A 12,918-nucleotide genomic window follows, 5' to 3' on the forward strand; every position below is an offset into this window, starting at 1 on the left:
CCATGAGCCGCCTGCTGATCCGCAACGCCCGCCTGGTGAACGAAGGCGAGGAATTCGAGGCTGACCTGCTGGTCGCCAATGGCCGTATCGAGAAGATCGCCGGCAGCATCGACAACGCCAACGCCACCGTGGAAATCGACGCCCAAGGCCAGTGGCTGCTGCCGGGAATGATCGACGACCAGGTGCACTTCCGAGAGCCCGGCGCGCCGGACAAAGGCAGCTTCTACAGCGAGTCCCGCGCGGCGGTGGCGGGTGGAATCACCAGTTTCATGGACATGCCCAACACCAACCCGGCGACCCTGAACCTGGATGCCCTGGCCGACAAGAAGCGCCGCGCGGCGCTGCATTCGGTGGCCAACTATGGTTTTCACTTCGGAGTGAGCAACGACAACCTCGACACCGTCGCCGCGCTGGACCCGCGGGAAGTCGCCGGGGTCAAAGTGTTCATGGGTGCGTCTACCGGCAATATGCTGGTGGATGATCCGAAGATCCTCGAGCGTCTGTTCGCCGAGGTGCCGACCATTCTCCTGGCCCACTGCGAGCACACCCCCAGCATCCTGGCCCGCGAGCAAAGGATGCGCGAGCGTTTCGGTGAGCACATTCCTGCCGTAGCACACCCGCTGATCCGCGATGCCGAGGCCTGCTATCGCTCCTCGTCCCTGGCGGTGGAACTGGCCAAGCGGCACGGCACGCGCCTGCATGTGTTGCACATCACCAGCGCCCGAGAGTTGGTGCTGTTCGAAGACAAACCCCTGGCGCAAAAACGCATCACGGCGGAAGTCTGCCTGCATCACCTCTTGTTCGATGACCGCGACTACGCCCGCCTCGGCCACCAGATCAAATGCAACCCGGCGATCAAGACACGCGCCGACCGCAACGCCTTGCGCCTGGCATTGTTGAGTGATCGTCTGGATGTAATTGGCAGTGACCATGCGCCGCACACCTGGGCGCAAAAACAACTGCCGTATCGCGAGGCGCCGTCAGGCTTGCCGCTGGTGCAACACGCCCTACCGGCGCTGCTGGAGTTGGTCGCCGACGGCCTGCTGCCGCTGACCACGCTGGTGGCGAAAACCAGCCATCGGGTCGCGGACCTGTTTGCGATCCCCGACCGTGGCTACCTGCGCGAAGGCTATTGGGCCGACCTGGTGCTGATCCAACCCGAGCCTCACGGCAAACCCGTCAGCAGCCAGCCGATCCTGGCCCGCTGCGGCTGGACGCCCTTTGCCGGGCGCAGCTTCCGGCACAGCGTCAGCACCACGCTTGTGTCCGGCCACCTGGCCTGGCACGACGGGCGCGTGCACGACAGTTGCCAGGGGTTGCCGCTGCATTTCCAGCGTTGAAGAGACTCTGTACCTGGCAATGCAATCAAATGTGGGAGCGGGCTTGCTCGCGAATGCGGTGGGTCAGCCAATACACCTGTGACTGATTCACCGCATTCGCGAGCAAGCCCGCTCCCACATTTTGATCGGGGTATGTCTTAGGTTAGGCGCGGGGTTTGACCGTGCCGCAGTTGCTGCCCAACCACTGCGCGTGGGTGTCCAGGCTGCCCTTCTGCTGTACGCCGGTGGCGTTGAAGGTACCGTTAACCGTAGTGGTGAATTCCTGCTGGCTCTGGAACGTCGCCACGCCAGTGCCCTGGGCTTTCGGGCAACTGAAACGGAATTTCCATTGGTTGCCGGTCTTGTCCGTCACTTCCTGCTTGCAGCCCGATTGCGGATCGGTCAGCGGGATGGAATCGGACGCCACCTGGGCCGGAGTCAGGCACACCTGCACGCCTTTGCCGGCCATGGTGATGCCTTGCTTCTCAAGCATCGCGCGTTGTTCCGGGGTCATCTGTTGCTTGAGCTGACCGAGGATCAGCGACAAGTCCGGCAGGTCCTGGTTATCGACCTTCATGTTGCTGGTGGTCAACTCCCACAAGCCCGGCGCCAACATCTGCGCTTGCGCCGCCACAGGCAGCGTCAAACCAACAACCATGGCCAAACCAAGCAGACGAGCATTCATCGGGTAACTCCTGGGCAATTGTCGGCGTTAGACGCCGCAAAAGCGCCAGTGTTGCACAGCAAATAAAATAGCGACATTCGTGGCCGAACATGGTCTGTTAGGCACTTGTTCGTCAGGAGTACCGTTGTCCATGGATTTCTTTGGCCCGCACCTGCTCGCCTATTTCATTGCCACCCTGCATTTTCTGGGCACCCTCGCCGCCATCCATGCGGTGCTGACCGTCAGGACCGCCCAAGGCTCGATTGCCTGGGCATTGTCGCTGATGTTCATCCCCTACCTGACGCTGATTCCCTACCTGATCTTTGGCCGGAGCACCTTCGACGCCTACATTCAGGCGCGGCGCCAGGCCAACCAGGAAATGCACAAGGCGATCACCGAGCTGAACTGGCGCCCATGGGTTGAAGAGGCGCTGGCCGCGCGCAACTCCCAGGCCTACGCTTCGCTGCGGGCCATGCCCAAGCTGGGACGCATGCCGTGCCTGGCGAATAATCAGGTGCGTTTGCTGATCAATGGCGAGGCTACGTTCAGCGCGATTTTCGAGGCGATTCGCTCGGCAAAGACCGCTGTGCTGTTCCAGTTCTTCATCATTCATGACGACGAACTCGGCCGCCAACTGCACACCTTGCTCAAGGAAAAAGCCGCCGAAGGCGTAGCCATTTTCGTGCTGTACGACCGTATCGGCAGCCATGCCCTGCCCCATCGTTATGTGCAGTCACTGCGGGACGCCGGAGTGCAGGTCAAGGCATTCGCCACCCGCAGTGGCTGGCTCAACCGCTTCCAGGTCAACTTTCGCAACCATCGCAAGATCGTGGTGGTCGACGGCATTACCGGGTTTGTCGGCGGGCATAACGTCGGCGATGAGTACCTGGGCAAGAAACCGCCGCTGGCGCCATGGCGTGACACCCATGTGCAAGTCAGCGGCCCGGTGGTGGCGTGCTTGCAGGAGTCGTTTGCCGAAGACTGGTTCTGGGCCTCGCGTGAGCTGCCGCCGTTGCTGCTGCCGGATACCTACCCGGACGACGGCGTACTCTGCCAGTTGCTGGCCAGCGGCCCGGCGGATCCCTACGAAACCTGCTCGCTGTTTTTCGTCGAGGCCATTCATGCGGCCACCGAGCGGGTGTGGATCACCAGCCCGTATTTCATTCCCGATGAGGCGGTGTTTGCGGCTTTGAGGTTGGCGGTATTGCGCGGTGTCGACGTGCGCCTGCTGCTGCCGTCACGGCCGGATCACCGCATCGTCTACGCCGCTTCCAGCCTGTATGCGATCGAAGCCGTGCGCGCCGGGGTGCGGGTATTCCGCTATACGCCAGGGTTCCTGCATCAGAAAGTGGTGTTGGTCGACCGTGAAATCAGCGCCATCGGCAGTGCGAACCTGGATAACCGCTCGTTCCGGCTGAATTTCGAAGTGATGTTGCTGACGGTAGATGACACTTTCGCCAGCCAGGTGGAGCACATGCTGCTGGAAGACTTCGCCCTGGCCCATGAAATCAGCCAGGAAGAAAACCGCCAGACCCACCGCCTGCAACAATTGGGCATGCGGATCGCGCGGCTGATTTCTCCAATTTTGTAAGGCTTGCACCGAACCCAATGTGGGAGCGGGCTTGCTCGCGAAAGCGGAGTGTCAGTCACTGAATGTGTTTCTGATACAACGCCTTCGCGAGCAAGCCCGCTCCCACACAAGCCCGCTCCCACATTCAGATCACCGGTACCATTGCTTACTGGTACAGGTCATCCCGCGTCCACGGCAGCTCATGGCTACCATCGGCATGGGGTTTCACCGCCAGAATCTGATGCAGGTTGATCCAGCCCCGGGCAAACGCATACGCACAGCCGGCCAGGTACAGGCGCCAGATGCGCAAGGCTTGTTCCGGCACCATCTTGCCTGCCGCTTCCAGGTTGTCTTCGAGGCGCTCGCTCCAGTGATCCAGCGTGCGCGCGTAATGCAGGCGCAGGCTTTCGACGTCGACGACTTCCAGGCCCACGTCGCTGATCTCGGCGGTCATCATCGACAGATGCGGCAACTCGCCGTTGGGGAACACATAACGCTCGATAAAATCCCCGGCGCCACGGCCTACGGGCCGGCCATCAATGTGCTTGGCGGTAATCCCGTGGTTCATCACCAGGCCGCCCTCACGCACCGCGCCGTAGAGAATCTTGCAGTACTCCGCCAGGTTGGCGTGGCCAACGTGTTCAAACATCCCCACGCTCACCACCTTGTCGAACCGGCCATCCTGGGGCAAGTCGCGGTAGTCGAGCAGCGTCAGCTCTACCTGGTCTTCCAGGCCTTCGGCCTTCACCCGCTCCTGGGCCAGCGCCAGCTGTTCCTTGCTCAGGGTGATACCGAACACCTTGACCCCGAATTCCCGCGCGGCATACCGCGCCAGCCCACCCCAACCGCAGCCCACGTCGAGCAAATACTCCCCCGGCTGCAGCCGCAATTTGCGGCACAGGTGGCGGAATTTGTCTTGTTGGGCTTGATCAAGGGATTCGCTGCCGGTTTCGAAATACCCGCAGGAATAGGCCATGTCGCGGTCCAGCCACAGCTGGTAGAACTCGTTGGACAGGTCGTAATGGTAGGAAATAGCCGCTGCGTCGGTGGCCTTGTCGTGGATCGAGCGCACCGGACGACTCCCCTCGTCGTCATCAACCAGGGCATGACTCAACTCGTCAACGACCCTGATCACTTCGGAAATGGAGCCTTCCAGCTCCAGTTTGCCCTCGACGAAAGCTTCGCCCAGTGAATCGAGCGTCGGATGGCTGAGCTTTGAAACCATCATGGGGTCCTTGACCACAATGGTGACGCTGGGATCCGGGCCCAGGTTGAATTCATGGCCGTCCCAGAGTCGAAGACGCAGCGGTAGCTTGAGATTCTGTAAGGCCGGTGGAAGTTGCGCGAGCATGAGTAGTCCCCCCTTGTTTCAGACGTCTGAAATGAGGGTAGACCATCCACGGAAAAATTAGCAGGCTATCGAAACAATAGCGCCTTTCTATGGTGCCCGCCGCTGGAGCAAACCCTCCTGGACCCACTGTTTCAGCCAGGTAACCGCTTGCAATGGCGCGCCCTCCTGGTAAGTGACTGCCAACTCGGCACACAGTTCGGAAAAACTCCAACCGTTGGCGACCATGCCTGTCAGCGCGCAGGCTTGCGCCGGTTCAACGCTGCGGTATTGGCAGACATTCTGATGGCGCCAGACCAGGCACACCTGCGCTAATGGCAGGGCTTCGCTGCCGGGAAAGTCCCACTCGCCCTTGCTCGCACGCCAGATGCCCAGGCTGTTGAAATCACACAGCACCTGCTGCACCGAGGGCACCAACTGCACCTGCAGCCCTGGCCAGTCTTCGGGCGGCAGCGTTGCCATGTCTTGCAGGGTCAACGGCTCGCCCTGCGGTGCATCAAAGGCCAGGGTGAATGCCCATTCGAGCCGCGCCAGCTCGGCAGGCGCCAAACCTTGCTCGCCATAATGCTCAACGATAAACCCGGGGAACCGCTCGCCAAACCAGCGCAGGCTGTAATGGGCCGAGGGATAACGGCGGGTATAGGCCGAACCCAACGCTGCAAACTCCTCGTCCCCCAGCCAATACCAGACGGCGCTGAAGTCATCGCGCAGCACCTCCTGCAATCGGGCGTGATAAGCGTTGTGGTAAATCGCCAGGCCCGTCTCGACATCCAGGGTCGGACCGCCGATCAAGGTGGCGCTGAAGCTGTTGCTGGCAGTGGAAGACTCGGCCAGCAAATGCCGCTCAAAGGCCAATTGCCAATCGATCAGGCGCATAACGCTCTCCTGTCCAGCGCGCTCGCGCCCAGTTCGCGGGCCTTGTTCAACTCGTCGAGCAGCTCCTGGAAAGGCGGGAAATGGTCATCGCGTTCGAGCAAGGTCGAGACTGGCCCGAGGTGCTCCAGGGTCCGCTGGTACAGCGCCCACACCGGATCGCATACCGGATGGTCATGGGTGTCGATCACGTAGTCGCCGTAATCCATATGCCCGGCCAGGTGCAGTTGGCGGATGCTTTCGGGCGGCAGGTTGCGGATAAATTCCCAGGCGTCGAACCCGTGATTGCGCGAGCTGACGTAGACGTTATTCACGTCCAGCAGCAACTGGCAGCCGGTGAGATGGGTCAGGGCGTTGAGAAATTCCCATTCGGTAAACTCATCCGCCTTGGAGCGCACGTAGCTGGAGACGTTTTCCAGCACGAAAGGACGCTGCAACACATCCTGCACCTGCCGTACGCGAGCGGCGACGTGGTACAGGCTTTCTTCGGTGTAGGGCAGCGGCAGCAAGTCATGCAACTGGTGCGCGTTGCCACGGCTCCAGCACAGGTGATCGGAAATCCACGCCGGCCGGATGCGCTCGGAGAGCTGCTTGAGTTGTTTCAGGTAATCGGTATCGAGGGCATGGGGCCCGCCGATAGACAGGGACACGCCATGCATCACCAGGGGATAACGCTCGGCTATCGCATCCAGGTAGTACAAGGCCTTGCCGCCCTGCACCAGATAATTCTCGGAGATCACTTCGAACCAATCCACGGCCGGCGATTGTTCAAGGATCTGCTGGTAGTACTCGCTGCGTAAACCCAGGCCGTAACCCAGACTCGGAAGGGAAGCGGACATAAAAACACTCCTGGGGAAAGTGTCCGCAGCGGAGGGGGTGCCCGCTGCGGTTGCACTCGGTTGTCGGTTATTCGCCGACTTTGCCGCCTTTCTGATCGCACATCGCCTTGCTCATCGACAGGAAGCCCTGGCCTTTGCAAGAACCCATGCCTTTGCAGGCGTGGTCTTTGGTTTTGCAGTCGTTCTGGCCTTTGCAGGCGTTGACGCCATAGCAATGGACCTGGGCGTCTGCTGCCTGTACCTGAGTGGCAACACCGGCAAACATGCCAGCAGCGGCGATAGCGAGGGCGGCACCAGCAGCAGCGGATTTGATGTTCATTGTGTATTCCTCATGATCGGTAGTGGAGCCGGTCTGAACGGATTGTTCAGTCTCGACATAGCACTAGAGTGAGGTCCCCCCATGGCGTTACAGCGCGACTGAAAAATTTATTCCTCGAGTTTCAATAACGGCTCCTGGAACCGCAGCAAGCGCCCCGCATTCCCCAGCACCAGCAACGTACTGAGGTTGTGCAGCACCGCCGCAATCATCGCGCCCGCCGCGCCCAGCCAGCCAAATGCGGCGAACACCACGATCGCCAGCGTCCAGCCCAGACCGATGATCACGTTAACCTGCAACGTGTGCCGGCACTGGCGACTCAAGCGCACACAGGTGCCCAGGCGCCGCAGGTCGCTGCCGATCAGCACCACGTCCGCCGATGCCAGCGCGATATCCGCCCCGCCCGCGCCCATCGCCACACCGACCACACCCGCCTTGAGCGCCAACGAATCGTTGATCCCGTCGCCCACCACCATCGGCCGGAAACCGCTGCCGATTTCCCCCAGCACGCGATTGAGTTTGTCCTCCGGCAAAGCCTGGGCTTCGACGTCGCTGATGCCCACTTCCAACGCCAGGCTGTCGGCCACGCTCTGGCGGTCGCCGGTCAGTAGCAGTTGGCGCCCCAGGCCCAATTCACGCAGCTCTTTCATCGCCTGGCGCGCTTCAGGTTTCACGCTGTCCGCCAGCAACAGCCAGGCAAGGAACTGCCCGTTCAACGCAAGCCCGGCAATCGGGCCGTCGTGATTGGGGACCGCCGTGGTCGTGATGCCCAGTTGCTCAAACAATTCCGGCCGGCCGAGGGCGGCTTCGCCCTGCCCGGTCTGGGCGACCACACCGAGGCCCTGGCGCTCGCGAATATCCGACAGCACCAGCATTTGTTCCTGAGTCGCCAGCCCCGCCAATGCCCGGCTGACCGGGTGGCTGCTGGCCGAGCCGAGGCTGGCCGCCAGATTGAGCAGCACTTGCCGATCCGGCTCGCGGGTGTCGATGGACTGCAAACGCAGGGTGCCAAACGTCAGGGTGCCGGTCTTGTCGACCACCAGCGACGTCAGGTCCGCCAGCTCTTCGAGAAACGCCGAGCTGCGAATCAGAATGCCGTGACGCGCCGCCACCGCAATGCCCGCAATCGCCGTGGCCGGCGCCGACAACACCAAAGCACACGGGCACGCCGCCACCAGCACCGCGAGCATCGCCTGGGCGTCATTGGTGACAAACCAGGTGACCGCCGCCAGCAACAACACCAGCACCATGTAGCTGCCGGCGTAGCGCTCCAGCAATCGGGTGATCGGCGGCTTGGAACGTTCGGCGCTCTGCATCAACGCGATGACTTTGCCCAGGGTCGACTCATTGCCGGTGCGGGTCACTTCCAGGCGCAGCAAACCGTCGAGGTTGATCGCGCCACCAAACACCTGCACGCCAACACTCGCTTCCAGCGGCACCGATTCGCCGGTAATCGGCGCGGTGTCGAGGCTGGCCTGGCCCGACAGCACCACGCCGTCGGCGGGCACGCGGTCACCGGCGCGCACTTCGACGATATCGCCGGTCTTCAGGATGCCGTTGTCCACTTCCAGGATCGTCCCGTCCGCCTGCACCAACCGTGCGTGGCTACGGGTCAGCTTGCCCAGGGCATGAATCGCTTCCTGGGAGCCGATGACGCTGCGCTCTTCCAGCACATGGCCGAAGATCATGATGATCGGCAGCAGCGCGGCGGTCAGCAGGTCACCGGTAGCCCAGGCGCCGAGCATCGCCAGCGCAATGAGTTGGTCGGTGATGCCATGCAAACTTGGATACCGCAGGCTGTACCAGGCCGAGCGCATCACGGGCACGGCCACCAGCAATGAGGCGACGCCCAACAGCAGTTGGCTCACGCCGGTCTGGTCCGGCGCCAGCCAGCGCCATACCAGGCCCAGGCTGAGCAGGCCCAGGGCGAGCATCGCCAGGGTCAGTTGCCGGGCGGCGCTGCGTTGTTCGGCCGACGAGAGCATCGGGGCTGCGTGGGCGGTCATTGTTCGGCTCCCTGAATGATCAGGCGGGAATCGTCTTTAGGGTCAACCGTGGTCACGGAGCCGGCCTGCCCGAGAATCTTCGGCAGGCGTTCGCGGTAGAGGCGCAGCAACAGGCCTGGGTCTTGGACCTGGGCCAGGCTGGCGACGGTAGCGGTTTGCGCCTGGGCGTTGGACAGCCGTTCGCTGGCCTGGGCGTGAGCCACTTGCACGGCGCGGTCGGCGTCCTGGTTGGCGGTCTGGGTAAGTTTTTCGGCGTCGGTGCGCGCATTGGCCACCGCCTTGTCGGCTTGCTGGCTGGCGGTCAGCACTGCGTTGAAGGCATTGACCGCCGGGCCCGGCAAGCTCGATTGCACGTCGACCCGGGTGACTTCGATGCCCAGGCCAAGGCCGGTGGACGCCAGGTCAGCCAGGCGTTGATTGATGCCGCGCACCAGGTCGCCACGCAGCCGTTCGCGGCGTTCGGCGGCCTGGTTGTCGGCGCCGATCAACTCGGGGCGCGCCACCAGAATCGTATCCAGATCCCGCGCCGCAGTCAGCACCACGGCGCTGCGAGTGACCAGTCGATCCAGCGCGGGCAGCACGTGATCGCCCTGCAACACAAACGCATAGGGCTCGGTGACCTTGTAGAAGACCCGCACATCCAGTTGCACCACGCCGGCATCGCCGGTCAGCAGGTAACCGGAGCCGGCCAGGGCATCGCTCAGCGGTGTGGCAAAACTGGCCACGCGATCGGCTTGGGTGGCCGCATCGGAACGCAGCAGGTTTTCCACCCGGCGCTCAATCACCCGGTCCGCGGCGGGCAACAGCACCACTTGCTCGAACGGACGCGGCCAGGCCAGCAGCAGCCCGGCATTCTGGATCCGGTCCAGCGCACCGAAGTGCAACACCACGGCGCGGTTCTGCGGGTCGATCTGGCGCACGTTGGAAAACGCCCACGCCAGCGCGGCCAATACCGTCACCGCATACAGCGCCAGGAACGTCAGCCGTCCAGCCTGGATCCACGGGCTGTCGAGGCTTTCCCGCTCACTCATGGCTGAACATCCTTCGGTCCATCCACCAGCGCGCGGAAAGGCGCTGCGTCGGTGCGCAGGATGATCTTGGTGCCCGGCGTGACCACTGTGCCAAGGGTGTCGAGGGAACGCAGCAGGTTGTACAACTGCGGATTGCCGGCGTAGGCATGGCCATAAATCTGCGCGGCTTCGACCCGGGATTGCGCTTCGATGTCGGCGGCTTTCACCGTGGCGTCGGCCTGGACGATCCGCGCATCACGCTCGGCGGCCGAACGAATCTGCGCCGCTTCACGCTTGCCCACGGCGGTTCGTTCCGTGGCGATGGTCTCGCGCTCGGCGCGCATGCGGTCGACGGTGGCGGCGAGGGTCACCGAGGGCAAGGTCAGCCGTTCAACGCCCACCTGCACCACACGCACGCCATAGGTGGTGAGCAATTGTTGATCAATCTGCTGGCGCAACTGCGCTTCAAAATCGGCAATGCGCACCTGGCTGGCATCGGTGTTCACCAGGTTGGCCAGGTCGAAACTGGCGGCGGTGGTTTCCAGCGCCGAGCCGACAAAGGTACGAATCTGCCGCGCCGCTTCATCCGGCTGGTTCTGCACCGCACGCATAAAGCGCTGCACGTTGTCGGGATCGCCCTGCACCTGCCAGGCCACGTAGGCCTGCACGATGATCCGCAGGCCATCGCGGGTGCCCACATCCTGCAAACCGCTGGAGGTGGTGCGCAGGCGCAGGTCCACCGGAATCGCCGCCTCGAACGGCGCCGGCCAGCGCCAGCCCAGGCCCGGCTCCAGCAATACCCGCGACGGGTTGCCGAAGCGGGTAATCACCGTGGCTTCACCGGAACGCACCTGCACCAGGCTCGCCGCGGCGACCGCGAACAGCACCAGCAATACCGCCCAGCCCATACGCCGCCAGGGGAACGGGCCGGCTTCGTGTTCATCGCCATGATGGTGATGATGGTGGCCGTGGTGGTGACCATGGCCTGCGTGATCGTGAGAATGAGCGCTCAACAGATGAACTCCTTATTGAACGGCTTTACGCGGCACCGCAGGGTCGGCCGGTAAGGTAAAGGAACGCAGATCGATGGTCGGTGCGCCACTGGCGCCCAGGCGATGATCAAGAATGAGTAACTTGGCGTGGGCCAGGCCCTGGCTCAGTTGGCTCAGGTACTGCTCCAGCACGAAGGCCTGGCCGGCTTGTTGATAGGCCTTTTGTTCGGCGCTGAAGCGCAGGTCCGCCGCTTGGGCGCCGGCGCTGACTTCATGGGCCGTGGCCTGGGCCTGGTCACGGGCGGTACTGGCTTGCAGCAACGCCTGGTTGGTCTGCTCACTGGCAGCGCCGCGCTCCCGGGAAATCAGCGCCTGGGCGCCGATCTGCGCAGCTTGCACCGCGTGGTAGGCATTCGCCGCACCGGAGGGCGGGTGAATGGCTTCCACCACGGTGGCGAGAATTTCCACGCCGCTGTCGAGTTTCTTCAGGTCCGCTTGCACCGCCTGGCCAATTTCATCGGCGAGGCTGTTGCGTTCCTCACCCAGCAATTCATCAAGGGTTCGCGAGGCAAACTCGTGCACCAGGATGCGGCTGGCGGTGCTGCGGATCAGCGTGGGCACATCGGCGCTGTTATAGGTGGCGGCGAGTGCGGCCTGGTCGGTCAAGCCGATGCGGTACACAAAGCGCACGTCCATATTGACGATCTGGAAGCTCTGCTTGTCGCCGCTGCTGCTGGCGATCACCTGGGATTTGTCATTCACATGGCTGGCGTCCCACAGGCGGTTGGCGATCAGCGGCGCCGGGCCCTCGGCCGGAGCGACGTCGGTGTTTGCCGCTTCGCCAACGCTGGTGGCCAGCTCATGGACCACGCCGTTCTCCACGTTCAGCACGCGGCCGAGCGGCCATGGCAAACCGGCATGCAGGCCAGGCCCGAAGACCTCCACCGGCTTGCCAAAGCGTTCATAGATCCCACGACTTTGCAGGGCGACTTCATGCACGCCGGTCAGCAACCAGCCTACGGCCAGCACCACCACCAGCACTGGCAGGAATGCCCGGCGCATATAGGTGAAGGCCCAGATCTGCCGCAGGTCGATGCCGAAACGGTTGTGCAGTTCGTGCTGCAAGGCGAGCAACGGTTGCGGCGGCCAGCGCAGCATCCCGGCGATAAAACTTTGCGCCATCAGGCGCGGTTCAAGCCGCTCCTGGCGCGGGCTGAACAGCGACAGCAGGCCTCTTAGCAGAAACTCCAGCGCCACCAGGGCCGGCAACAGGCCGATCAACACGGCCAGGCGCAGAGGCCACACGGACTCTTCACCGGCAAACAGCAGACAAATCGCACTGATCACCAGGCAGATAATCGCCACCCGGCTCAGTTGCGCCAGTTGCACCGCTTCCGGCCATTGGGCAGTGCTTTCCTGGGCCATGCGCCGTTCAAACACCAGCAAGCCGAACGCCAGTGCCAAGGCAATGGCGGCGCCAACACTGGCAGCCTGGCCCAGCGCCGCGGCGGGCAAGGTCAAGCTCCAGAATTCCAGAACGCTGAAGAATGCCAGCAACGACCAGCCGCACAGCCAGAACACCGGCGCGCCTATCTGCACCAGCAAGCCACTACCGACGCGACCGAACTGCCGGTTAAGCCAGCCAGGCTCTTCTTGTGGCAGCGGCGGTTCGATCAGCCGTGCAGCCGGCTCCTCCAGCGCCATGGCCCGCCAATCCGCGACCCACCACGCCGATTGCAAGCCAGCCACCAGCACCAGCAACGCCGAGGCGCAGTTGATCAGCACCACCGGCCAGATCGACAGCGGGGCGAACAGCGCCACAAACAGCGCCAGCATCCAGCCGCCGACCGCCAGCACCGTCAGGCCAATGCCGGCCTGCCTTAACCGGCGGGCATGAAACAACCCCTGCTGAAAACGCGGCAGCCCTTCAATGGCCACGTCATCAGCATCTAGATCCACTCGCATCCCCAAACGCCCACCC

At 63.0% G+C, this 12,918-nt stretch carries 11 protein-coding genes; 2 read left to right on the forward strand and 9 right to left on the reverse strand.

Going from position 1 to position 12,918, the window contains the following annotated elements; translation table 11 throughout:
* Positions 1 to 2: 2 nt before the first annotated feature.
* On the forward strand, positions 3 to 1,340 hold the full coding sequence (locus A462_RS00815; protein WP_008439513.1) for a dihydroorotase: 1,338 nt from the start codon (positions 3 to 5) through the stop codon (positions 1,338 to 1,340).
* 142 nt (positions 1,341 to 1,482) lie between these two features.
* Here A462_RS00815 and A462_RS00810 read toward each other — a convergent pair whose 3' ends face one another.
* Positions 1,483 to 2,004, reverse strand: coding sequence for a DUF3617 domain-containing protein (locus tag A462_RS00810; RefSeq protein WP_003213494.1), 522 nt, complete (start codon positions 2,002 to 2,004; stop codon positions 1,483 to 1,485).
* Positions 2,005 to 2,134: 130 nt separating this feature from the next.
* Here A462_RS00810 and cls point away from each other — a divergent pair, with 130 nt between their 5' ends.
* On the forward strand, positions 2,135 to 3,574 hold the full coding sequence (gene cls / locus A462_RS00805) for a cardiolipin synthase (protein WP_003213496.1): 1,440 nt from the start codon (positions 2,135 to 2,137) through the stop codon (positions 3,572 to 3,574).
* Between the two features lie 145 nt (positions 3,575 to 3,719).
* Here cls and cfaB read toward each other — a convergent pair whose 3' ends face one another.
* The 8 genes from cfaB to hflK (A462_RS00765) form a co-directional block, all read right to left on the reverse strand.
* The gene (cfaB, locus tag A462_RS00800) at positions 3,720 to 4,904 is read right to left on the reverse strand and encodes a C17 cyclopropane fatty acid synthase CfaB (protein ID WP_008439517.1); all 1,185 of its coding nucleotides are present in this window, start codon (positions 4,902 to 4,904) and stop codon (positions 3,720 to 3,722) included.
* 87 nt (positions 4,905 to 4,991) lie between these two features.
* Positions 4,992 to 5,777, reverse strand: a complete 786-nt coding sequence (locus A462_RS00795; protein ID WP_008439519.1) for an HvfC/BufC N-terminal domain-containing protein — start codon at positions 5,775 to 5,777, stop codon at positions 4,992 to 4,994.
* Positions 5,768 to 6,613 carry an MNIO family bufferin maturase gene (gene bufB / locus A462_RS00790; protein ID WP_003213501.1) on the reverse strand — a complete coding sequence of 282 codons (846 nt, stop codon included), beginning with the start codon at positions 6,611 to 6,613 and terminating at the stop codon, positions 5,768 to 5,770. Before bufB ends, A462_RS00795 begins: the two co-directional genes overlap by 10 nt.
* Before the next feature lie 67 nt (positions 6,614 to 6,680).
* Positions 6,681 to 6,932 carry a BufA2 family periplasmic bufferin-type metallophore gene (gene bufA2, locus A462_RS00785; protein WP_003213503.1) on the reverse strand — a complete coding sequence of 84 codons (252 nt, stop codon included), beginning with the start codon at positions 6,930 to 6,932 and terminating at the stop codon, positions 6,681 to 6,683.
* A 107-nt stretch (positions 6,933 to 7,039) separates the two neighbouring features.
* On the reverse strand, positions 7,040 to 8,935 hold the full coding sequence (locus A462_RS00780; protein ID WP_008439522.1) for a cation-translocating P-type ATPase: 1,896 nt from the start codon (positions 8,933 to 8,935) through the stop codon (positions 7,040 to 7,042).
* Positions 8,932 to 9,966: a protease modulator HflK gene (hflK, locus tag A462_RS00775; protein WP_003213508.1), complete on the reverse strand. Its 1,035-nt coding sequence runs from the start codon at positions 9,964 to 9,966 to the stop codon at positions 8,932 to 8,934. The genes A462_RS00780 and hflK (A462_RS00775) overlap by 4 nt, the downstream gene beginning before the upstream one ends.
* Positions 9,963 to 10,961, reverse strand: coding sequence for a protease modulator HflC (hflC, locus tag A462_RS00770; RefSeq protein WP_173883038.1), 999 nt, complete (start codon positions 10,959 to 10,961; stop codon positions 9,963 to 9,965). The genes hflK (A462_RS00775) and hflC overlap by 4 nt, the downstream gene beginning before the upstream one ends.
* A 9-nt stretch (positions 10,962 to 10,970) precedes the next feature.
* Positions 10,971 to 12,902: a protease modulator HflK gene (gene hflK / locus A462_RS00765; RefSeq protein ID WP_032899910.1), complete on the reverse strand. Its 1,932-nt coding sequence runs from the start codon at positions 12,900 to 12,902 to the stop codon at positions 10,971 to 10,973.
* Positions 12,903 to 12,918 lie beyond the last annotated feature (16 nt).

The organism is Pseudomonas sp. Ag1 (assembly GCF_000278565.1).
Taxonomy (GTDB): domain Bacteria; phylum Pseudomonadota; class Gammaproteobacteria; order Pseudomonadales; family Pseudomonadaceae; genus Aquipseudomonas.